Here is a 21939-nt window from a genome sequence, read left to right on the forward strand (position 1 = left end):
CACGAAACCTCAACAGACCCTAGGATACCGCCATCAATCGCCACGCATGACGCACATGTCCCCGGCCGTTCCGGATTCCGAACGCACCGACCGTGTCTTCGTCTACGGCACGTTACGCAGCGGCCAGGCCAACGCCCACTGGCTGGGTGGCGCCTCGCGCCTGGGCCTGACCGCGACCGAGGCTGGCTACACGATGGTCGATACCGGCCCGTACCCGGCCGCGCTGCCCTACGGCGAGACCGCCTTGATCGGTGAAGTCTATCGGATCGATGACGCGATCCTGCAGGCCCTGGATACGCTCGAAGGATATCCCGTGCACTACACGCGACGCGTCATTCCGACGTCCTGGGGTGCGGCCTGGATCTATCTCTGGGTCATGAGACGACGTGCCGACTGGACCACGATCACCGACGGTGACTGGATCGCGCATGCAAGACGCCTTTGGCAGACCGATCAGGACAAGCGACGATGAGCAAGACGCCGACCGGCGCCACCGACAGCCCGATTCGCGATATCTACGACAAGATCACCGGCGATGAGAACGCGCGGGTATGCACGGATATCTCCGACGATGCCTGTCGCGAACAGCCGACCAATTTCTTTATCCATCTCGTTTCGCTGTTTGCCAACAAGGCCGGCGATCTGCTGGCCAGCCCGAAGCTGATCCTGCCCTGGCTGCTCGCCACACTCGGCGCCCCGGCCTGGATGGCCGGCATGCTCGTGCCGATTCGTGAAGCGCTGGCGCTGCTGCCCCAGCTCGTGATCGCCGGCTGGATGCGCGCCCGGCCGGTGCGCAAATGGTTCTGGGTCGCCGGTGCCGCCATTCAGGGCAGCTCCGTGCTGGCCATGATCGCTGCGGCCGTGTCCCTGTCACCGGCTGCGGCCGGCGCTGCCGTCCTGTTGCTGCTGACACTGTTTGCCCTGGGTCGGGGTGTCTGCTCGGCCTCCTACAAGGACGTGCAGGGCAAGACGATCGCCAAGACACGTCGCGGCACGGTCTCCGGCTATGCCGCCAGCGCCGCCGGCGGGCTCGCCGTGGCACTCGGCTTGTTTCTGTGGGCAGTGCCGGTCGCCGATCATCTGACCCCGATTTTGTTGCTGCTCGCGGTGGCCGGGGTGTTGTGGGTCGCTGCTGCCTTCATCTTCGCTGGCCTGCGCGAATTCCCGGGCGCGACCGAAGGCGGCGGCAACGCGGTCAAGACCGCCGTGGCGAGCCTGTCGCTGATCCGGGACAAACCGGCCTTTGGTCGCTTCATCGCGGTTCGCGGTCTGCTGGTGGCCACCGCGCTCGCCGCGCCCTATTATGCCCAGCTCGCCCGCACGGCCGGCGGGGTCAGCATCGCGCACCTGGCAATCCTGCTCGGTGTCTCCGGCCTGGCGTCCCTGGTGGCCGCCCCCTTCTGGGGACGATTGTCCGACTATTCGTCGCGCCAGGTGCTGATCATCACCGGCGTGGCGGCCGCCTTGCTCAATGCGCTCGTCGCACTCATGGTCTGGTTCGATTTCGGATCGGCTGCCGGCGTGTGGCCGTTCGCGATCGCCTATTTCCTGCTCGCCGGCATTCACGCCGGCGTGCGTCTCGGGCGCAAGACCTATCTCACCGACCTGGGCACCGCCGACGACCGCGCCCGGCTGACCGCGGTTGCCAACACCACGATCGGAATTGTGCTGCTGGCCGGCGGTGCCGTCATCGCGGCAATCGGCATGTGGGGCGCGGCTATCGCGGTGGCGGTACTTGCCCTCCCCGCCCTGGCCGCGGCCGGGCTTGCCTACGGTCTGCCGGAACTGGAGCAGCGCGACTAGGGCCTGTTATTAACCCGACATAAAAATAGATGATTTTTCGGGTTGATGACGCGCGTGTGCGAAAGCACGCGCGCCACGGCCAACGGCCGTGAAGCCATTGAGAATAAAAAGACGGACAAGTGCCGGCGTTTATCTTTCGATGGCGTTGAAAACAGCTGACGTCGTCAGCTGTTTTGGTGCCGGATCAATAACACGTCCCGCGTGCGCCCAAAAACCGGCCATGCGGCGTTGCGCGCCGTGACCGGGGGGCGGGCCACGCTCGGCGGTCCGCGCCTTGCTCGACACGCCCGGCAGGGACAATGCGGCTGCCTATCTCGTGAAGACACACTCCAGAGCCGCTCGCCGATGGACACGCGCGCCCGTGAAACGTCAGCGAGTGCAGTACCACAGGCCGGCAGATGGCCTCATCGTGCGTTAGGGCCCGCTCATCGGCCCCGACCGCTCGTGTGCGTCGCAAACATACGCGGCGACGTATGCTGGTCTGGACCGACGAGAACAGGAGTGGATCATGGCCCGACGGTTTCAGCACCTGCTGTGCGCGACGCTCGCATGGCTTGTCATCGCACCGGCCGTCACCGCCGCGCCGGGGCCCGAAGCCCCCTTCAAACCCGCCGATACCGGCCCACATCGGTCGGTGGCCATCTTTGCCGGGGGGTGTTTCTGGTGTGTCGAGGAAGCCTTCGACCACATCAAGGGGGTGACGCAGACGATCAACGGCTACACCGGCGGCCACGTCGCCAACCCGAGCTACGAGGACGTCACATCGGAGACCAGCGGCCACTTCGAGGCCGTCAAGGTGATCTACGATCCGGCCGAGGTCGGCTATGCCCACCTGCTTCAAGTGTTCTGGCACAACATCGATCCGACCGACGACAAGGGCCAGTTCTGCGACCGGGGCAGTTCGTATCGCGCCCGGATCTTCGCCGTCAACCCTGCCCAGATGAAGACGGCAGAACACACCAAGGAAACGCTCGTTGCCGACGCCGATGCGCCGCACCCCATCACTACCCAGATCGTGCCCGCGACCACGTTCTATCCGGCCGAGAGCTATCACCAGAATTACTACGAAAAGAACCCGTTGCGCTACAAGTTCTATCGCAACGCCTGCGGGCGGGATCGCACATTGGACAAGCTCTGGGGTGATCAGGCGCGCAAACCGGCGAGCTGAATTGTCCCGCCGGGGCGCTTAGGGCCTGTTAACACTTCGCCCGTGACCGCGTTGCCGCCCCAAAACCGGCCATGCGGCGTTGCACGGCTTGACCTTGGCATGACCAAGATCGGCGCCATGCGCCTTGCCTGGCCGGTTTTTGAGCGCAACCCGACGGGACGCGCAATCCGGGGTTGTCGTTCGCTACGGCAGAATGACGGCCATACGCGCCCGATGCCTTGCTCTTGCAAAAAATGATCGCCAGCGCGGCGCACGCGCGAAGTGTTATTGACCCGGCATAAAAATAGATGATTCTTCGGGTTGATAACGTGCGTGTGCGACAGCACGCGCGCCCCGGCCAACGGCCGTGAAGCCATTGAAAATAAAGAGACGGACAGGTGCCGGCATTTATTTTTCGATGGCGTTGAAAACAGCTGACGTCGTCAGCTGTTTTGGTGCCGGATTAATAACACGCCCTAGCGGGCGCGGGGCACACCGGCCGCCGACAGCCGGCGACGATCGTAGTGGGCACACAGGCCGGCGAATGCCGCACCGGCCAGGTTGTGCCAGACCGAGAAGATCGCCCCCGGCAGGGCGGCAATGGCACCGAAATACTGCTGCGCGAGAGCCACGGCCAGACCTGAATTCTGCATGCCGACCTCGATCGCCAGCGTGCGGGCCACGACACTGTTACGCGTGACGAACCAGGCCAGGATGAAACCGGCACTCATACCGATGAGATTGTGCAGTACGACAGCCAGCAGCACGATCGCCCCAAGCGTCGCAATCGATGTCGCATTGAGCGCGACGATGATGCTGATGACGAGCCCGACGGCCACGGCGCTGGCCAGAGCGCACCAGCCGTCCCGCTCGGGCCATCGATCGCCGATCAGCTGGTTGACGACCATGCCGGCGGCGACCGGCAGTAGCACGATCTCGGCGATCGTTGACAGCATCGATAGCACGGGGACCGGCACCTGCGCGCCGACATAGAACCAGGTCAGAAGCGGCGTCGCGATGATCGAGACCAGTGTCGACAGACTGGTGATCGTGATCGACAGGGCGACATCACCGCCGGCGAGAAACGTGATGACGTTCGAGGCCGTGCCGCCGGCCACGCTGCCGACCAGCACCAGCCCGAGCATCAGTTCACGCGACAGGCCGAGCCCGTGCGCGATCAGGAACGCAGCCAGCGGCATCAACAGATACTGGAGCGCCAACCCGAGTCCCACGACCGGCCAGCGCGCTACCGCGCGCGAAAAGTCATACAGCCGTAGTGTCAAACCCATGCCGAACATGATGAGCACGAGAAACGGCACGATCAGGGGCTTGCCCGGCGCGAACACGTCGGGCCGCAGATAACCGAGCACCGCCAGGGCCAGAGCCCACAACGGGAATGCGAGGGCGATGCGTGCCGTACCAGGCGGCCTCATCGAGCGATCCCGTCGATGCCGGCCATGCCCAGCGCATCGAGACCGGTCGCACGCAGCATCGCCGCCGTTTCGTAGATCGGCAGCCCCATGACCGCGGAATAACTTCCCGACAGATGAACCACGAACTGACCGCCGAGCCCCTGGATGGCATAGGCACCGGCCGCACCGGCCGGCTCGCCGCTGGTCCAGTAAGCCACGATCGCCGCCTCGGACAGCCGGTCGAGCGTCACCTGACTGACCACCACGCGGACATCGAGCCCGCCCCCCGGTGCGACGACGGCGATGCCGGTCAGCACACGGTGCGTGGTGCCCGACAGGGCACCCAGCATGCGCTGGGCGTCAGCCAGATCGCGTGGCTTGCCAAACGCCGCGGCGCCGTGGGCCACCACGGTATCCGAGCCGATGATACGAGCCCGGGGATAGGCCGCCGAGACCGCCTCGGCCTTCGTGCGGGCCAGCCGCTCGGCCAGCGCATCGGGCGTCTCGTCGACACGCGGGGTTTCATCGATATCCGCCGGCACCGCAGTGAACGCCAGCCCGAGCTGTTCGAGCAGGCGGGCGCGCTGGGGCGAGGCCGAGGCCAGAATGAGTTCCGGTGCGATCATAGCGGTTCCAGATGGTCGACCAGGGCATCGCGGGCGACGAGATTAAAAAACGCATCCCGCATTCGGGCGCCAGCGGTCATGGCCTGATGCCAAACCCGATGGCGGGCCGCATCGTCGCCGGCATAACGATAGAAATCGCCCCGCTCCGGCACGCGACCGGCGACCATCGCCTGTCGCATCGCCGGCCCCGGGCCGATCATCAACGTATGGTCGGCAAAGCGTGGCCGCTGGCGCCAGGGCAGCTGCTTGTCGAACCAGCCCGGCACCAGCGTGGTGTTGAAATGCGGCATGAGCACGATCGGCGCGGCTGCATCCCGCGGGACCAGCGGCTGATCGATGTGATAATCAACCAAACCGCCGTCGCGATAGGCCCCGCGGGGTGCGCCCTGCGGATCACGGACGGGCCGCATGATGAAGGGCACGTTGCCACTGGCGAACAGGGCATCGAACAGGTTCGCCTCGGACAAGGCCACGGTGCGCGACGGCACGCCGTCGTCCGCCAGCGCGATCCGGCCGGCGTCTCGCGCGAAGATCACCCGTTCGTAGAACGCGCCGAGCAGCCGTCGGGAGACGGTGTTGCCGGCGATCGTGGCGGCGGTGGCCGCCGCGAGTGCGGCCCGGTTCTCCGCCCCGGTCGGCCCGCGCGAACGTACGGTGAGCACGTGCAGGTCGAACGGCGAGGTTTCGAGCACGCCGCATCGCACTTCGGGCGTCAGCGCAGCCGAGAGAATATCGGCCAGCGTGTCGGTGATGCAGGCCGCATCGGGCTTTTCAGGATACGACTGGCCGATGTAAGCCTCGGCCAATGCGGCCAGGGCACTGGCCGGATCATGCGGATGACAGGCCGCGGCCCCCGCCCAGGCGCCGATCGAGGAGCCCACGATCGGCAGCCCGGATCGGCCGGCCAGCCATTCGCCGAACAGCGTCTGGTGAAATGCCGTGATCGCCAGCCAGCGTGGGCCGCCGGCCGCAGCCGCCACGGCCCCGACACGCGCCGGTGTCAACGGCCCTTCGGCCAGCGCCGCAGCGGCCGCCGGCCCGGCCTTGAGCGTCAGCCAGCCGGCGTTATCGGCCACGTCGTGCCTGCCAGTCGCCCCACCCGGATGCGTTATTCGACCGTGACGATCTTCATTGCATTCGTGCCGCCGGCGCCGGTGAAATCGCCCTTGGTCACGAGCACACGATGCCCGGCGGCGATATCGCCGGTTTCCTTGAGCCGCATGATCGCTTCGTTGATCGGCCGCGAACCGTCGAGCTCACTCGGCTTGAAGGCGACCGGATAGACGTTGCGGCACATCGCCAGATAATTCTCGGTGCGCGGATACTGGGTCAGCGCGAAGATCGGGATGTTGGCATCCTGTCGCGACATCAGCATGGCCGTGGTGCCGGACTCGGTCAGCGCGACGATGGCATCGGCATGCATGTTGCGCGCGGTATACGACGTGGCCATGGCGATGGCTTCGTCGGTACGACGGAAGTGCGAGGACAGACCGGCGGTCTGGCGTTCGCGGGTGGCCTCCCGCTCGGCCCCGAGACAGATCCGGCTCATGGCTTCCACGGTGGCAACCGGATACTTGCCGACCGCGGATTCGGCCGAGAGCATCACGGCGTCGGTGCCGTCGAGCGTGGCGTTGGCCACGTCCAGCACTTCGGCACGCGTGGGCACCGGATTCTCGATCATCGATTCCATCATCTGCGTCGCGGTGATGACCAGACGGTTCATCTCGCGGGCCTGGGCGATGATGCGCTTCTGAACGCCCGGCAGCTCCGGATCGCCGATCTCGACGCCGAGGTCGCCACGCGCGACCATCACCACATCCGAGGCGGCGATGATCTCGTCCAGCGCATCGATCGCCTCGGCGCGCTCGATCTTCGCGCACAGCCGCGCGTTGCCGCCCGCCTCGGTCAGCATTCGGCGAGCCTGGTGCATGTCCGAGGCACCGCGCACGAACGACACGGCCAGGAAGTCGACTTCCATTTCCGCGGCCAGCTTGATGTGGCCGAAGTCCTGTTCGGTCAGGCCGCCGGCCGACAGACCGCCACCGCGCAGATTCACGCCCTTGCGACCGGACAATGTGCCGCCGACTTCGACTTCCGTGACGATCTTCGTGTCGGTGACTTCGGTGACCTTGAGGGCGATCGCCCCGTCGTTGACCATCAGCTGGCTGCCGGGCTTCACATCGGCCAGCAGTGGCTTGTAGTAGATGGCGACCGCATCGGCCGTACCGGCATCGGCGGCCATCTCGGTATCCAGCGTGAAGGCCTGGCCGTTCTGCAGCTCGACCTTGCCGTCCGCGAACGATTCGATCCGGATCTTCGGCCCCTGCAGATCGGCGAGCACGCCCACCGACTTGCCGAGCGCCGCGGCCGTTTCCCGTACCGTGGCAACACGCTTGCGATGGGCATCGGCATCTCCGTGGGAGAAATTGATGCGCACCACATTGACCCCGGCCTGGATCAAGCGTTTGAGGACATCCGGGCTATCACTGGCCGGCCCGAGCGTGGCGAGGATCTTGGTTTTTCTTTGCATGAACGAGATGCTAGCACTTTGTTTCGGAGCGTGGCAGAGGCCCTGGAAAACGATTCCAGGGGCCGGCCCGGCCATTCGTCGGGCGCAACGTTCGCCACGGTACACCGTTTGTCGTATGGTCAATCGTCGCCAGAACGGCGACCCTTGCAGAGCGATTTGCTGAAACCGTTCCCAGCTCGGGGCGCGCCTTGTCGGAAATATCCTCCCAATCGAAACGGCCGAGCAGTGCCGGTCGACGTCCGACGATTCGCGACGTCGCCGCCGATGCCGGGGTGTCCAAGACCAGCGTATCGCGTTATTTCGGCGTCGAGCGCGAGCGCCTCTCGCCGGAGCTCAAGGCGCGCATCACTGCCTCGGTGGAACGGCTCGGCTTTTCCCCGGACCGGATCGCGGCCAGTCTGCGGGGCGGTCGCACGCGCCTGATCGCCGCCCTCGTGGCCGATCTGCGCAATCCCTACAGCGTGGCGCTCATCCGTGCCGCGGAGCTGGCCTGTGCCGATGCCGGCTATTCGCTGCTGATCTGCAACACCGACAACGACCCGGCAATCGAGCGACGCCAGCTCGATGCGCTGTCCGGCTACAGCGTCGAGGGCCTGATCGTGAACACGGCCTCGGGCGATGCCAGCGCCCTGGCCGATATGGGGCGTGACGGCCTGCCGATCGTACTCGTCGACCGTCTCATCGAGGGGCTCGACTGCGACGTCGTCGGCCTGGACGACCAGCAGGCGGTCGCCGATGCCATCGGACATCTCGTGGAACAGGGTTACGACGATCTGACACTGATCAGTGAGCCCACCGGCGCAATCAGTCCGCGTGTCTCGCGTGTGGCCGCCTTCAGCGCCGAATGCGAGGCCCGCGGCGTGACCGCGCGCGTCCATCAGCTCGATGCCGACGACGCACCCGCCTTCGATGCAGTGATCGCCGACCGGTTGCGTGCCGCCGACGCCGGCGCCCGGCCGGCCGTGATCTGTGCCAACGGCGTGATCACGCTGTCGGTCTGTCGTGCGTTGAGCCGGGCCGGCGGCGATGTCTTCGACCGACTCGGCCTGCTCGGCATCGACGAACTCGACTGGTGCGCGCTCGTCGGCCCGGGTATCTCGACGCTGGCCCAGCCGGTCGATGCGATCGGCCGACAGGCGGTGCGTATCCTGCTCGGCCGCATCAGCGGCCAGCTCGCACCGACCACCGGCGAGAAGCGGCTGGCCGGCGCCCTCGTGCAACGCGGCTCGACCATGGCCGGATGACGGCCGCTTCCCGCGGCATCGATGTCGTCACGTTCGGCGAATGCATGGTGCTGTTCCGGGCCGAATCGCCCGGCGCCCTCGCCTCGGCCGACCGATTCACGCGCAGCATCGCCGGCGCCGAGAGCAACGTCGCGATCGGCCTGGCGCGGCTCGGGCTCCGGGTGGGCTGGTACAGTCGCGTGGGCGACGATCTGTTCGGACGCCAGATCCTCGGCGCGCTCGAGGCCGAGGGCATCGACTGCAGCGGTATCGCAATCGATGCCGAACGGCCCACCGGTTTTCAGATCAAGGGCCGTCGTGACGACGGCGGAGACCCGGAAGTCGCCTATTTCCGCGCGGGCTCGGCGGCCAGCCAACTGTCGCGCGCCGATCTGTCGTCCGAACATCTGCCCCGGACGCGTCATCTACACGTCACCGGCATCCCGCCGGCACTCGGCGCGGCCGCACGCGATCTGTGTCGCCATGCCATGGCGGTCGTACGAGAGGCCGGCGGCACGATTTCCTTCGACCCCAATCTGCGACCGACACTCTGGTCGAGTCGGACCGATATGATCGCGCAGATCAATGCGCTGGCGGCCGAGGCCGACTGGTTCATGCCCGGCCTGGCCGAAGCCGAGACACTCACCGGGCTGTCCGAGCCCGAGGCGATCGCCGATCATTATCTGCGGGCCGGCATTCGGGAAGTGGCGATCAAGACCGGGGCGACCGGGGCTTACTGGGCCACCCGCAGCGCATGCGGCCGGGCTGCCCCGATCCGGCTGGGCCGGGTCGTGGATACCGTGGGCGCCGGCGACGGTTTCGCCGTCGGATACCTGAGCGCGCGTCTGGAAGGGCTATCCGTTGCCGCGGCCTGTGCGCGCGGCAACCGCCTTGGTGCCCGGGTGTGCGGCCACCCGGGCGATTTCGAGGGGCTGCCGCATCGCGCCACTCTGTTATCGGAGGCCGGCAGCACGGAAACCCGGGTCGATACGCGCTCCGGGACCGCCTGATACCGCGCTGATCCGCCGCCAGCGGCCGCCCAGCCCTGGCTCCGATGCCCCAACAGCCGGGGCGCATCGTATCGTCGTCGCGTCAGTCTGTGCCCGCGATCTCGTCGAGATTCGTCACAAACGCCCGTTGTCGGGCATCCGCCGGGTTCACGAAGACCACATCGTCGGGCGCCCGGCGCGGTGTGTCCAACGTGACGAAGACCGCCGGATGGGCCGTGATCTGTTCAATGGCGTGCACGGTTTCGCGCTTGAACGTGACCATCTGCCCCGGCGTGATGGTACGCGGCGCCGCGTCACCGATCCGGAAGACGACTTCACCGGAATACAGATAGAGATGCTCGTCACAGTTGATGTGATAGTGCGCCGGCAACGGATGATAGATGCGAAACACGCGGGCGCTGGCCTCGGGCGAATCGGTGAGATACGTATCGACGAGAATCGTGTCGGACTGATCGGGAAAACGCGTCGCGATATCGGCCACATCATGAAAGGCGAAACGGTCGTTGTCGGTCATGCCGATCTCGATTGCATAATGGAAGTCACCGCTCTAACCCAAGGCGTCGGCCATGCGCAAGTCCTATCCCACCACGCCGGACGGACGCTACTTCGTCGCCAAGAATCGGCTCTGGCGGTGCACCGACCCGCGGCTGGACGAGACCACGCGTCGCGACTGGGTCAGCGAGCTCATGTCGGCGCGCCGTGCTGTGCGCGATGCCGGGGACGAAGCACAGACACATGCTGCCCGGGCGCGCGTGCAGACTGCCAAGACGGCACTCGGCGAACGCGGCCCGGTCTGGTGGGACGACGATGCGCCCGATGAAACCGGCTGCGCACCGGCCAATACCCGTTACGCGGCGTGGTGGCGTTCATTGGCGCCAGCGGATCGTGCCAGCGGTCAGGACTGATTGTCGGCCCTGGCTTGCGACTCGGCTTCCGCTTCGATTTCAGCCTCGGCCTGCGGGCTCTCGGCGTGTCGCTCGGACAGAAAATCGCCGAGCGGGTTCAGCCCGTCGATGTGCTCGCAGAAGGTGCGTACCGCCACCAGCACCGGTACCGCGACGATCATCCCGATCACCGACCAGAGCCAGGCCCAGAACGACACCGCCACGAAGACCACGACGGTATTGAGCCGTAGATTGCGACCGACGAAATACGGGGTCGCGAACTGGCCCTCGATCACGGTGATCACCAGGTAGACCGCGGCCGCGATGCCGGCCCAACCCAGCCAGTCGAAATCCACCGCCGCGATGGCCGCAACCAGCACGATGCCCGCGAATGGGCCGAGATAGGGCACGAAATTCAGAATGAACGTGACCAGACCGATCAGGGCCGGGTCCGGCAGTCCCAGCAGGCTCATGGCCAGCCCCACCGCCACACCGACCCCGGCATTGATCAGGGTGATCGTCATCAGATAACGCGAGAGCTTGCGCTCGATCGCGAAGGCGATACGTATGGCACGTCGCTTGTCCGAAAACCGCGAGAACACGTGGACGAGCTTTTCGTAGAACATGTCGCCGGAGGCGAGCAGGAACAGCAACAACACGAACGTGAACACCAGCTGCGCGACGATGCTCGGCGCCAGCATCATCGCGCTCGCTGCCATGGAGCGACCATTGCCCTCACCGGTCGGCGCCGCGGGCGGCGTCTCGTCGGACTGCCCGGTCATGCGCGAGATGTGGCGATCGATCTCGATCAGGCCGTTGAAGGACTGCGACACGCGCGTGACCTTCTGCTGGATCTGGCGCTCGATCTTCGGTGCGGCATCGACCCATTCGCTGGCCGGGACGATGAGCGCCGACATCAGGCCGACCACGAGCATGATCAGCAGCGTGACGATCACCACGGCCGACAGGGCCGAGGGCACGCCGCGTCGATCGAAGACCCGGCGGATGGGTGCGAAGACCATCGACAGCAGAAATGCCATGAGTACCGGCACCAGAAATTCCTTGGCCAGACTCAGTACCGCGACCGCCGCGAACAGAAACAATCCGATCACGGACCACGTCGCGACACGCGCGAGTGTCGGCGACGGCCCCGGATCACGGGAAGAAGAATCGGACACGCCAGACCTCAGCTCGGATCAGAACGGCGCCGGCGCGGCGCGCCGGTCGTCAATCCGTCGAGCATAGAGCCTTTCGAGGCCCGACACACGCCGGTCGGGCCCCCTATTGATCACGAGCCGCTATCGTGCGTGTCCGCTATCGGCGCCGGCTTGCGTGCGTTCGGCGTCGGCGCTTTCATCAGGTCGATAAACGTTCGGTCGAAAGCCGGTCGGTCGAGGGTCATCTGTACAGTGGCCGCCGGCCCGTGATGCCTCGGCACCGTCTCGTCCGTCCAGGCCAGCGTGTTGCCGTAGTTCGGGCCGTGGCTCATGTCGGCATCGAGATACAGCCTGCGGGTCTGGGTGACCAGATCCGGATGCAGCCACGCCAGGGCCGCGATCTCGTCCCACATGTAATAGCGCTCGGTATCGAACGCAGCCAGATAACGCGCAGCCGGTTCGTCCGATCGGGCGATCGCAGCCTGCATGTCGTCCGTGTAACGGCTTTGCAGTGAAATATCGACCGGCGTGACCGTGATCTTCTTCCAGGGCGCGGTCAGAACGACGTGTGCGGCCTCGGGGTCGAACCAGATATTGAACTCATGGGTCGGCGACGTGGAGAACTCCGGATCGTCGGTGACCGGCGAGATCGAACCGCCCATGAATACGAGCTGCCTGGCCGTCTCGGCGAACGTCGGGTCGATCCGTTGCGCCAGCGCCAGATTGGTCAAGGGGCCCGCGGCGAAAACCGTCACCTGCCCGGGATGCGCATGGACGGCATCGATCAGGAAATGCGCGGCATCGACTTTGGCCGGCGTGATCGTCGGCCGGCCTTCCGGCATCTCCTGCTGCGCGTTGGGATCGGCCGGATAGTCGTCCGGGTGCTTGCCGTCGCCGCCCCAGGCGCCAAGCCAGGCCAGCTGGCCATAGAACGCCTGATTGGCCAGCGTTTCATCGCGGCTGCGTACCAACGGGTGCACCGCACCCTCGTGGACCGGGATATCACGCCGCCCCAGATACTCGAGCAGGCGCAGCGTGTGTGCGGTCTCGGCCTTCATCCACGCATTTCCGGTGACCATGGCAATACCGAGCACCTTCACCTTCGGTGATTGCACCAGCGCCATGATCGCGCGCTCGTTCGAACCGCCCGGCCCGGAGCCGTCCTGATCGATCACGACCAGCCGAGACGGCGATGCCGCCATGACCGAGGCACTCAGGCAGCATAGAAGGCCTGCCAATCCCAACCCCCAACGTTTCATCATCTCTCCCTGGATACGGTAGGCCCGCAGTCTGTCGGGCTTACGCAGCGTGTCATCGCCCTTCTCGCGATCCCCCCATAGCCTGCATGAATCACACCGTTCATGCGCGTTTGGCGCACCGAACGACGGCGACCTGCGATACCGGGGCACGGGCGACAACAGGCTCGTCGACACAGACGACTGAGCCGGAAAGACAAATTCTTGCGTGAGTGCCTGCAAACCGCAGGCGCCAACAGGCGATGCTTGCAATGTAACCGATATGGTGTATTACTTAACTACAACACCACATGACCAATCAGGCATGACAATGACGACACGACGCGCTAGGGTCTGTTTATGTTTCGTGCGAGTCCGCGCCCAGTGCGCCCTGAAATTGACGATGGGCGGCAAGACGAGGCGTCGCAGGCATAGCGTGTCATGCTGCGCCAGCGGGCTACAACGCTGGATTGCCGTCGTGTTTTTGATTTCGGGGCGCCTGTCCCTTTGGGTTGGGCCGCCCATGAAAAATCGACGATGGGCGCCCGGCGGCGTTGCGAGTCTGGATCGTGGCACGCCACGATCGGCGACTCGCGCCTTGCCGGACACACGGCGATCTCTCGACGAAAAGGCGCTCGCACGAAACATCAACAGGCCCTAGATTAAAACGCGATGTTGCATTCATCGTTCTGGCACTGGGCGCACCGGTCCTGGCGGTCGCAGCCAGCCCGCAACCGGACAGACACGGGCTTGTAGGCTTCGAGCACGGCATCCCGGTCTTCGTGCTGCCGAGCGTGACGGTAACGCCCGAGACCCTGCCCGAAACGCCGAAGACGCCCCGGGTGGCCGGGACCGACACATCACACGATCGCTCCCTGTCGCGCAGGCTCGATGCCACAGGAGACGACCCGACGAGCGACTATCACGCCATGCGCGTGGTCGAGCGATGAGTCGGGCCAAGCCGTCAATCAATACAGGGCACCATGGCCGAAACCTGGACCGACAAAGCCCCGATCTATCGACAGCTACGGGATCGCATCGTGGCCATGATCCTCGATGGGCGCCTGGACGAGGGCGAGGCCTTGCCCTCGGTGCGCCAGGTCGCCGCGGACTATCAGATCAACCCGTTGACGGTGACGCGCGGGTATCAATCACTGATGGACGACGAGCTCGTGGAAAAACGACGCGGACTCGGTTCTTTCGTGCGGCCGGGGGCGCGCGAGCGGCTGCGCCGGCTCGAACGCGAACGATTCCTGGCCGAGGAATGGCCGGCGCTGCGTGCCCGACTGGACCGGCTCGATCTCGATCTCGCCACGCTCATGCAGGCCTCCGATGACGACTGAATTTGACGAAACGACGGCCGCCGCACCCAGCCCGATCATCCAGGCCCGCAACCTGTCGCGACGCTACGCCGACAAGCAGGCCCTCGACGACGTGAACCTGACCGTCTCCGCCGGCCGTATCGTGGGCCTGATCGGCCCCAACGGCGCCGGCAAGACGACGCTGCTCAACGCGCTGCTCGGCCTGACCGGTTTTTCGGGCACGCTATCCGTGCTCGGACATGATCCACGGCGCGCGCGTGATGCCCTGATGCGCGAGGTCTCCTTCATCGCCGACGTGGCCACCCTGCCCGGCTGGCTACGCGTGGCCGATGCCCTCACGCTGGTCGAGAAACTGCATCCGCGCTTCGATCGCGCGCGCTGCGAGGCCTTTCTCGCCCGCTCCGATCTGCCGCCGACCAAACGGATACGCCAGCTTTCGAAGGGCATGGTCGCGCAGCTGCATCTGGCGCTCGTGATGGCAATCGACTCGCGTCTGCTGGTGCTCGACGAGCCGACGCTCGGACTCGACCTGCTGTTCCGTCGCCAGTTCTACGAAAATCTGATCGGCGATTATTTCGACGCGGAACGCACGATCGTCGTCACGACCCATCAAGTCGAGGAGATCGAACACATCCTTACCGATGTCGTGTTCATCCGCGACGGCCGCATCGTGCTCGACATGTCGATGGCGGCCCTGGACTCACGGTTCGTCGAGCTGCGCTGCAATCCGGACACGCTGGCAGCCGCCCGCGCGCTCGGCCCGCGGGCCGAGCGGCGCATGCTCGGTGCCCACGCGTTGATCTTCGACCTCCAGGCCGGGGTGGATCGCGATGCACTGGCCGACATCGGCGCATTGCACACGCCCACGCTGGCCGATCTGTTCACTGCCGTCATGAGTAGCCCATGAAGACCGCTCTACACAACGTTGTCTGGCTTTTGTGGCGCGAATTCCTGGAACACCGGCGGCTGGTGACCAGCGGATTCTGGCTCGCCGTCCTGATGGCTGCTCTGAATCTCGTGTTCGTTCTGGTCAGTGTGTTGGGCGGGAGCGCCGACTTGCCGCTGAGCGGCAATGCCTATCAGGTTCAGATCGAGACCGGCGATCGCAGTGTCCTGGACCATCTATCGCTGTCCCTGCAGAAACTCGGCGCGGCCGACCTCGCCGACGTCAGCCAGGCACTCGCCATCCTCGGCTATGCGATCGGGCTATTGTTCGCGATCGCTTTCGGCGCGGTCATCGTCTCCTACGGGTTGTCCTGTCTGTACGACGAGCGCCGCGATCGCAGCGTGTTGTTCTGGAAATCCCTACCGGTCAGCGATACCCAGACGATCGGCGCCAAGTTCATATTCGGCCTCGTCGTACTGTTGCCGGCATGGACGCTGGCGACGTTGCTGGCGATCTGGCTCTCGATTGGCGTATATGCCGCGACCACGCCGTTTCTCGGCGGCCCCGTCGGCGCGCTGCTGGCCGACACCCATCTTCTCGCCATCAGCGTGCTCGTGCTCGCCGCCCTGCCGATCTACCTGCTGAGTCTCGCGCCCGCGGTTGCCTGGCTGATGCTGTGTTCGACAGTCGGGGGCCGTCATCGGGCACTCATGGCGTTTCTGATCCCGGCCTTCTTTGCGCTGGTCAATGCCGTCTCGGTCGCCAATCCCATGTGGCACCTGCTGATTGCACGGCTTTTTCCGATCGGCTTCGTGCGTGCGCTCAGCCGGCTGACCGACCATCACAATCTGCTCGGCGCGCTCGAAACGATCTGGCACCCCCTGATCACACCACAGCTCTGGATCGGCGTATTGATTGCGATCCTGTGCCTTCTGGCGAGCTCGCTTTATCGGCAACGCTACGCGGAGCTCTCGTGAATACCGAATCGTTGCCCAACGCCGCCGCTCTGATGACAGCTCGTCATGCCGGGCGACACGCGACTGCCCTGGTCGGTGCACACGGCATGGCCGTCATCGGCGCCTTTCATCGCATCGCCCGTGTCGTCGGCATCCTTTCGATGATCATCGCCGGACTCATCGGACTTGTCGGGTGCAATCAAGCCGCCTCCGGAGACGACCTCATCTTCAACGATCACGGCAAGATCGTCATCGAAGGCCCGGATCGCATCAAGATCGTGCCCGACGGCGCGCCGCCAGCCCGGGTGAGCGCCGAACCGACGCTGCGGATCGACGGCCAACTCGTCGCACTCGATGGCATGCAGCGTCGCCGACTTGCCGCCTATTACCGCGCCGTTCAACAGATCCACACGCGCGGCATGGATACCGGTAAGGCCAGCTTCCATCTGGTCGGTGACATCTTCCACGATGTCAGCGCGGCCATCTACGGCAACGACGGAGCAACATCGGCAAAGCACCACATCAAGGACGACGTCTCGGCCTTTCTCGACCAGAAGATCACGCCGGTCTGCGACGCCATGGCCGATGCGGTCGCGGCCCAGCATCGTCTGATATCGGTACTTCCAGCCTTTACCCCGTACGCGGTTTTTAGCCCCGCCGATAGCTCGCATTGTCGACAGCGTCTGCGCGCAGCACGTCAATGAATCAAGCGCCTGCACCAGACGCCGGTGTCCACGGGCTGACAGCGCGCCGACTGCACTGCTTGCGCGCCGCCGCCCGCGGCTGCGGCCCTGTCGAACATGAAAGACGGGCCAGGCGCCGGCCCGGTCGCGCCGCGGCGTCGTCGCCGCTTTCGAGACGCACCCGACACCCGATCAGCCACGACACCGAATCCATGCCGTGACGCCGCTTGCATTGCACCGCCCAAACACGCCATAACGTCGACATCACAAGCCGTTCGAATCACGTTGATCCACGTCATTCGCTGAAAGGGAGAATTACCGGATGTCTTTTCATTCACGATCGCTGATTGTCAGCGTGTTTTTGGGGGCGGCCACGCTGCTGGCCGGCTGTGCGACAACCCAGAATAATGCCGCGGACAGCGATACGGCCCGTTTGCAGCAACAGGCACAGCTTGCGGCCTCGGCGACAACGGTGCTGCAACAGCAGATGCTGCAACCGAGCCAGCGCCGTATCCCGAGCGCGCTTGTGGACAAGGCCCGTTGCATCGCGGTCTTCCCGAGCGTCAAGCAGGCGGGGCTGATCTTCAGCGCCTCGCGCGGTCGCGGGCTGATCAGCTGTCGTCAGCGCAGCGGCACCTTCAACGATGCGGCACCGGCGGTCTACACGCTTTCTGCCGCGAGTTTCGGTCTGCAGGCCGGTGCCGCTGAACGCGCCGTGGTACTGCTGTTCACGACCCAGCAGAGCACGCGCGCCGTCTATGACTCGCTCGTCAAGCTCGGCTCGCAGGTCTCGGTCTCGGCCGGGCCCAGCGGCTATGACCAGCCGATCAACAGCGCGGCGCCGATCGTGGCCTATGGCATGTCGCGGCGCGGCCTGTTCGCCGGACTGAATCTGGGCGGCGGCAAGGTGAGCTTCGACAAGGCCGCCAACACGGCCATCTACGACACCGCCGATCCGGATCCGCGCCAGATCCTGCTGGAGCGCAGCAACGCCCCGCAGTCCATGCAGGCCTACGTCGACACGCTCGAGAAATTCACGCGCGCCAACGATTGACCATCGACCGATCGCCGACGGGTCGCGGGCCGGCGTTCGCCGCACCGCGACCCCGGCCTGATCGAGCCGCCGTCCGCCCGGTTGGCTCGGCGACGATGAACAAACCGATTCAGCCCGCAGGCCAGCGCACGATCACCGTGTGCCCCTGTGCATGCGTCTGGTCGAAACGGACCTCGGCCGCCTGGGCTTCGGCGACCGCGCCCACGATCGCCAGGCCGAGTCCGGCCCCCGCGGTCGTCGACGAGATCCGGCCTGCATCACCGCGCGCGAATGGCGAAAACAAACGCGCCGGGTCACCGGCGATACCCGGGCCCCCGTCGGTGATCTCCAGAACCACGACGCCGTCGCTTTGATAGGCACAGAGCCGAACCTCGCCGCCGGCGGGTGTCGCGGCCAGCGCGTTGCGCAATAGATTGTCGATCAGGCTCTGCGTCAGACTCGAGTCGCCGCGGATCACGGCATGCTCGTCGAGCGACTCGACGAACAGATTTTGTTGCGCTGAATCTGCGGCCGCATACCGAGCGGCGACCGTTTCACGGATGAGCGGCGCCAGCGTCAGCCGCGATGTCGTCACGCCCTGCTCGGCGGCACGGGCCAGATTCTGCAGCTGCGCGGCCAGATGATCCATGTGGTCGATGCGTTCATCGATACGATCCAGCGCCCGGCCCCGCCGCTGTCCATCGCGCGTGCGACGCGCGGCTTCGACCTGGGCACGACACCCGGCCAGCGGCGTACGCAATTCATGCCCGGCACTGGCCGCGAAAAGACGCTGTCGCGCCTGCACCCGGGCCAGGCGTGCCATCAGACGATCCACGACCGTCGCCAGCCCGGCCAGCTCGCGGGGCAGTCGCACATCGGCCCAGCCGGTCGGCGATGGCTGCTCGGGATCGATATCGGCCAACGCGCGGCGTAATCGCCGCAGCGGTGCCAGACCGTGCCAGAGCGACACCAGCCCGAGCAGCGCGATCACCGGCAACAGCCAGAGCAGCCCGCGCTCGAGACGCCCGCCGATCTGTTCGGCTCGCGCGGCCGTGACCGTCGCACGCAGCGCCACCTGAACGATGATGTCCCGATCCGGCATCGCCGGTCGCGAAAGCACGCGCCAGTGCTGTCCGTCGAAACGGCGATCGCCATAGCCCGACCCGGCCGCGGGCAGCCCGTCCGGGAAATCCGCACTCTGGACCAAGACATGGCCCTGGCTATCGCGCAGCGCGAATGCCGGTGCCCGATCAGCCGAGGCCAGGGCCGTCGCAGGCGGCTCGATGGGGGCGATGACCGGGCTTGCCTGCCGATCGACGCGATCCAGCAGACCGTGACTGGCACGGGCGACGGTCATGGCAACCCGCTGCAGTCGGGCATCGATATCGGCCTTGGCCGCATCCCCGGCTTCATGCCGGGCGCCGAACCAGAGACTGGCCCAGACCACGAGCAGCATCGCGCTCAACACGAGCGCCACGCGGCCGTGCAGGCTGGGCGCGCCGCGTATCATGTCGCGATCCGGTAACCGACGTTGCGCACGGTCGTGATGCTGGCGGCGCCGAGTTTCTGGCGCAATCGATGGATCAATACTTCGAGACTGTTGCTTTCGGGCCCGTCGGACCAGCCGTAAAGCAGTGCCTCAAGACGTTCACGCGTGACCGGATCGCCGGCATGCTCGACCAGCGCCTGCAGGACCACGAACTCGTAGGCCGAAAGCGTCAGGCGCTGGGTGCCCTGCCAGGCCGCGCGGCGGGCCACCGACAGCGTCAGCGCGCCGCAGGACAGCGTCTCGTCGATCCGCCCGACGCCGCGTCGGACCAGGGCACGAAGCCGGGCCTCGATCTCGGTCACACGTGCCGGTTTGACCACGTAATCATCGGCCCCGGCATCGAGCAGGGCTACGCAGTCGCGGCTGGTTTCGTGGGCCGTAAGTACCAGCACCGGCGTCGTCACGCCGGCGCGGCGCCAGTGCGAGAGCACCTGTTCGCCGTCCAGCCCCGGCAGCGCCAGATCGAGGATCGCAGCATCGAAGACATCGGCATCGAAGGCGTGCGCCGCGCTCGTGCCGTGGTCGAGCCAGTCCACGCGGTGACCATCCAGACCGAGCGTCTCGGTCAACCCTTCACCGAGTGTGTCGTCATCCTCGATCAGCAATATCCGCATTGCGTTCCCGGGCCGCCCCAACCTCAATCGAGCATGTGCCTGTCGGCCGGCGTCAACATCGCCGCGGACCGTGCACGCCGCCAAACCGCGCCCCGTCTGCCCGACCGATGATCCGGCAGGCGAGCCATGCCCGCCAACGAGCGAATCAAGGTGCACACCCGATGCCGAGCGCGCAAGTGTCGAGACGACCGGTCTCGGCCGCTGGCCCTTCGGGTTATCTATCTTGTGACGACACGCCCTACGGCCTGTTGATGTTTCGTTCGAGCGCCTTTCGTCGAGAGACCGCAGTGTGTCCTGCAGTGCGCGAGTCTTGATCGCGGCGTGCCACGATCAAGACTCGCACGAAACCTCAACAGGTCCTAAGATTCGGTTAAGAAAAGATGCCCACGGTCGTTCGTGTCGGGCGAGGTTCTCGTCCGCTTTCGAATACACGACTCGGAGCAACGACCATGATCAAGAAACTCGCCATCGCCGGGGCCCTGGCTTTCACGGCGACCACCGCCTTCAGTGCCGCGTTCGCCGACATGGACAGCAACAATGACGGCAAGGTCACCAAGGACGAATACTTCGGGACGGTTGCCGACTGGGGCACATACAAGGATTGGGATACCAACGGCGACGGCCTGATCGAGGCCAGCGAATTCGACGCCGGGCCGTTCGAGGGCAGCTATACCTACTGGGACTACAACAACGACGGCTATCTGGACTCCTACGAAGTCTACGACGGCCTGTATGCGACCTACGATGCCAACGATGACGGCTACTGGGAAAACGGCGAATGGCACGATTTCGACGATGCCGGCCTGTGGGACTGACCCCCGTGGGTTGAAGCTCGATTGACCCGAGACGCCGGCCTCAAGACGATGCCGGCGTTTTTTTGTGCCCGCGCCCGTCTCGGCTCAGCCGATGGCGAGCATGCGATCGATCGGCCGCCGGGCCGCCTCGGCCATGGCCGGATCGACGCGGACTTCGTACTGGTCGTGCGCCAGCGCGTCGCGCAGCTTGGTCAGCGTGGTCATCTTCATGTATTCACAGACCGAGGCTTCGCTGGCCGGGTGGAAGGTCTTGCCCGGATTCTCCTTGCGCATGCGATGCAGGATGCCGGTCTCGGTGGCCACCACGAACTCCTGGGCCTCGGAGGCCTGTGCCCGTGTCAGCATGCCGCTGGTCGAGTGGATCCGGGCATCCTTGCAGTCGAAGCTCATCGCCGAATTCATCATGCAGGCGGTCGAGCAACCACATTCCGGATGAATGAGGACTTCGGCATCCGGATACTCGCGCTGCTTGGCCGCGAGGTTCATGTCGCCGATCTTCTCGTGCACGTGACAGGCGCCCGGCCAGATCTCCAGCTTGCGCCCGGTCTTCATTTCCACATAGGTCCCCAGGAACCGGTCGGGCAGGAACAGGATCTTCTCGTCGGCCGGGATCGCGTTGACGACATCCACCGCGTTGGAGGATGTCACGCAATAGTCCGACTCGGCCTTGATGGCGGCCGAGGTGTTCACGTAGGAAACGACCGTGGCCCCCGGATGCTCGGCCTTCCAGGCCACGAGCTGGGCGTGGGTGATGGACTCGGCCAGCGAACAGCCAGCCTCCAGATCAGGGATCAGCACGGTCTTGTCCTGGGCGATGATCGAGGCCGTCTCGGCCATGAAATGCACGCCACAGAACACGATCACGTCGGCCTCGGTCGTTGCGGCCTGGCGCGACAGGCCGAGCGAGTCGCCGAGATAATCGGCGATGTCCTGAATTTCCGGGCGCTCGTAGTTGTGCGCCAGGATGACCGCGTTCTTGGTCGCCTTGAGCCGACGAATCTCGTCGACGAGCGCGTCTTGTGCCTGCATCGTCTCTGCCCTCGCTGAGCGCATC

23 protein-coding genes are annotated in these 21939 nt (G+C 65.5%); 13 read left to right on the forward strand and 10 right to left on the reverse strand.

Features of this window, described 5'->3' with window-relative positions; all coding sequences use genetic code 11:
• Positions 1 to 46: 46 nt before the first annotated feature.
• From D3260_RS05670 to msrA, 3 genes are all read left to right on the forward strand, one after another.
• Positions 47 to 472 (forward strand): gamma-glutamylcyclotransferase, encoded by a 426-nt coding sequence (locus tag D3260_RS05670; RefSeq protein ID WP_199671368.1) that lies wholly within the window; start codon positions 47 to 49, stop codon positions 470 to 472.
• Positions 469 to 1803 (forward strand): MFS transporter, encoded by a 1335-nt coding sequence (locus tag D3260_RS05675; RefSeq protein WP_120097609.1) that lies wholly within the window; start codon positions 469 to 471, stop codon positions 1801 to 1803. Before D3260_RS05670 ends, D3260_RS05675 begins: the two co-directional genes overlap by 4 nt.
• Before the next feature lie 508 nt (positions 1804 to 2311).
• Positions 2312 to 2971, forward strand: a complete 660-nt coding sequence (gene msrA / locus D3260_RS05680; protein WP_120097610.1) for a peptide-methionine (S)-S-oxide reductase MsrA — start codon at positions 2312 to 2314, stop codon at positions 2969 to 2971.
• 455 nt (positions 2972 to 3426) lie between these two features.
• Here msrA and D3260_RS05685 read toward each other — a convergent pair whose 3' ends face one another.
• Genes D3260_RS05685 through pyk form a run of 4 tightly spaced genes read right to left on the reverse strand, consistent with a single transcriptional unit; the run spans position 3427 to position 7518 of the window.
• The gene (locus D3260_RS05685; protein WP_120097611.1) at positions 3427 to 4383 is read right to left on the reverse strand and encodes a bile acid:sodium symporter family protein; all 957 of its coding nucleotides are present in this window, start codon (positions 4381 to 4383) and stop codon (positions 3427 to 3429) included.
• Positions 4380 to 4988 carry a nucleoside triphosphate pyrophosphatase gene (locus D3260_RS05690; RefSeq protein WP_199671369.1) on the reverse strand — a complete coding sequence of 203 codons (609 nt, stop codon included), beginning with the start codon at positions 4986 to 4988 and terminating at the stop codon, positions 4380 to 4382. Before D3260_RS05690 ends, D3260_RS05685 begins: the two co-directional genes overlap by 4 nt.
• Positions 4985 to 6064, reverse strand: coding sequence for a patatin-like phospholipase family protein (locus D3260_RS05695; RefSeq protein ID WP_120097612.1), 1080 nt, complete (start codon positions 6062 to 6064; stop codon positions 4985 to 4987). Before D3260_RS05695 ends, D3260_RS05690 begins: the two co-directional genes overlap by 4 nt.
• 32 nt (positions 6065 to 6096) lie before the next feature.
• Positions 6097 to 7518 carry a pyruvate kinase gene (gene pyk / locus D3260_RS05700; protein ID WP_120097613.1) on the reverse strand — a complete coding sequence of 474 codons (1422 nt, stop codon included), beginning with the start codon at positions 7516 to 7518 and terminating at the stop codon, positions 6097 to 6099.
• Positions 7519 to 7706: 188 nt separating this feature from the next.
• Between pyk and D3260_RS05705 the strand changes: the two genes are divergently transcribed.
• Both D3260_RS05705 and D3260_RS05710 read left to right on the forward strand, forming a co-directional pair.
• Positions 7707 to 8762: a substrate-binding domain-containing protein gene (locus D3260_RS05705; RefSeq protein ID WP_199671370.1), complete on the forward strand. Its 1056-nt coding sequence runs from the start codon at positions 7707 to 7709 to the stop codon at positions 8760 to 8762.
• On the forward strand, positions 8759 to 9751 hold the full coding sequence (locus tag D3260_RS05710) for a sugar kinase (RefSeq protein WP_120097614.1): 993 nt from the start codon (positions 8759 to 8761) through the stop codon (positions 9749 to 9751). Before D3260_RS05705 ends, D3260_RS05710 begins: the two co-directional genes overlap by 4 nt.
• Positions 9752 to 9833: 82 nt before the next feature.
• Here D3260_RS05710 and D3260_RS05715 read toward each other — a convergent pair whose 3' ends face one another.
• Positions 9834 to 10265, reverse strand: coding sequence for a cupin domain-containing protein (locus tag D3260_RS05715; protein WP_120097615.1), 432 nt, complete (start codon positions 10263 to 10265; stop codon positions 9834 to 9836).
• 52 nt (positions 10266 to 10317) lie between these two features.
• On the opposite strand from D3260_RS05715, the gene D3260_RS05720 reads away from it, so the two are divergent.
• Entirely contained in the window at positions 10318 to 10656 is a 339-nt protein-coding gene (locus D3260_RS05720; protein WP_120097616.1) for a hypothetical protein, read from the forward strand.
• Here the strand turns inward: D3260_RS05720 and D3260_RS05725 are convergent.
• Positions 10647 to 11813 (reverse strand): AI-2E family transporter, encoded by a 1167-nt coding sequence (locus D3260_RS05725; protein WP_158583409.1) that lies wholly within the window; start codon positions 11811 to 11813, stop codon positions 10647 to 10649. The two genes, D3260_RS05720 and D3260_RS05725, sit on opposite strands and share 10 nt — an antisense overlap.
• A 110-nt stretch (positions 11814 to 11923) precedes the next feature.
• On the reverse strand, positions 11924 to 13051 hold the full coding sequence (locus tag D3260_RS05730; protein WP_158583410.1) for a nucleoside hydrolase: 1128 nt from the start codon (positions 13049 to 13051) through the stop codon (positions 11924 to 11926).
• Positions 13052 to 13596: 545 nt separating this feature from the next.
• On the opposite strand from D3260_RS05730, the gene D3260_RS17210 reads away from it, so the two are divergent.
• The 6 genes from D3260_RS17210 to D3260_RS05755 all read left to right on the forward strand — a co-directional run bounded on the left by D3260_RS17210 (position 13597) and on the right by D3260_RS05755 (position 17928).
• Positions 13597 to 13977 (forward strand): hypothetical protein, encoded by a 381-nt coding sequence (locus D3260_RS17210; protein ID WP_147418109.1) that lies wholly within the window; start codon positions 13597 to 13599, stop codon positions 13975 to 13977.
• A 33-nt stretch (positions 13978 to 14010) separates the two neighbouring features.
• The gene (locus tag D3260_RS05735; RefSeq protein WP_120097619.1) at positions 14011 to 14370 is read left to right on the forward strand and encodes a GntR family transcriptional regulator; all 360 of its coding nucleotides are present in this window, start codon (positions 14011 to 14013) and stop codon (positions 14368 to 14370) included.
• Entirely contained in the window at positions 14360 to 15256 is an 897-nt protein-coding gene (locus D3260_RS05740; protein WP_120097620.1) for an ABC transporter ATP-binding protein, read from the forward strand. The genes D3260_RS05735 and D3260_RS05740 overlap by 11 nt, the downstream gene beginning before the upstream one ends.
• On the forward strand, positions 15253 to 16212 hold the full coding sequence (locus D3260_RS05745; RefSeq protein WP_120097621.1) for a hypothetical protein: 960 nt from the start codon (positions 15253 to 15255) through the stop codon (positions 16210 to 16212). Before D3260_RS05740 ends, D3260_RS05745 begins: the two co-directional genes overlap by 4 nt.
• Positions 16209 to 16895: a hypothetical protein gene (locus tag D3260_RS05750; protein ID WP_120097622.1), complete on the forward strand. Its 687-nt coding sequence runs from the start codon at positions 16209 to 16211 to the stop codon at positions 16893 to 16895. The genes D3260_RS05745 and D3260_RS05750 overlap by 4 nt, the downstream gene beginning before the upstream one ends.
• Positions 16896 to 17196: 301 nt before the next feature.
• Entirely contained in the window at positions 17197 to 17928 is a 732-nt protein-coding gene (locus D3260_RS05755) for a lipid-binding SYLF domain-containing protein (RefSeq protein WP_120097623.1), read from the forward strand.
• A gap of 109 nt (positions 17929 to 18037) precedes the next feature.
• On the opposite strand, the gene D3260_RS05760 is transcribed toward D3260_RS05755, so the two are convergent.
• Together D3260_RS05760 and D3260_RS05765 are read right to left on the reverse strand one after the other, a co-directional pair.
• Entirely contained in the window at positions 18038 to 19417 is a 1380-nt protein-coding gene (locus D3260_RS05760; protein WP_120097624.1) for a HAMP domain-containing sensor histidine kinase, read from the reverse strand.
• Positions 19414 to 20070, reverse strand: a complete 657-nt coding sequence (locus D3260_RS05765; RefSeq protein WP_120097625.1) for a response regulator — start codon at positions 20068 to 20070, stop codon at positions 19414 to 19416. Before D3260_RS05765 ends, D3260_RS05760 begins: the two co-directional genes overlap by 4 nt.
• Before the next feature lie 449 nt (positions 20071 to 20519).
• Between D3260_RS05765 and D3260_RS05770 the strand changes: the two genes are divergently transcribed.
• Positions 20520 to 20885 (forward strand): hypothetical protein, encoded by a 366-nt coding sequence (locus D3260_RS05770; protein ID WP_158583411.1) that lies wholly within the window; start codon positions 20520 to 20522, stop codon positions 20883 to 20885.
• Positions 20886 to 20969: 84 nt separating this feature from the next.
• On the opposite strand, the gene nadA is transcribed toward D3260_RS05770, so the two are convergent.
• Positions 20970 to 21938 (reverse strand): quinolinate synthase NadA, encoded by a 969-nt coding sequence (nadA, locus tag D3260_RS05775; protein WP_255415808.1) that lies wholly within the window; start codon positions 21936 to 21938, stop codon positions 20970 to 20972.
• Position 21939 lies beyond the last annotated feature (1 nt).

The sequence above is a fragment of the Salinisphaera sp. Q1T1-3 genome (assembly GCF_003602005.1).
GTDB lineage: Bacteria > Pseudomonadota > Gammaproteobacteria > Nevskiales > Salinisphaeraceae > Salinisphaera.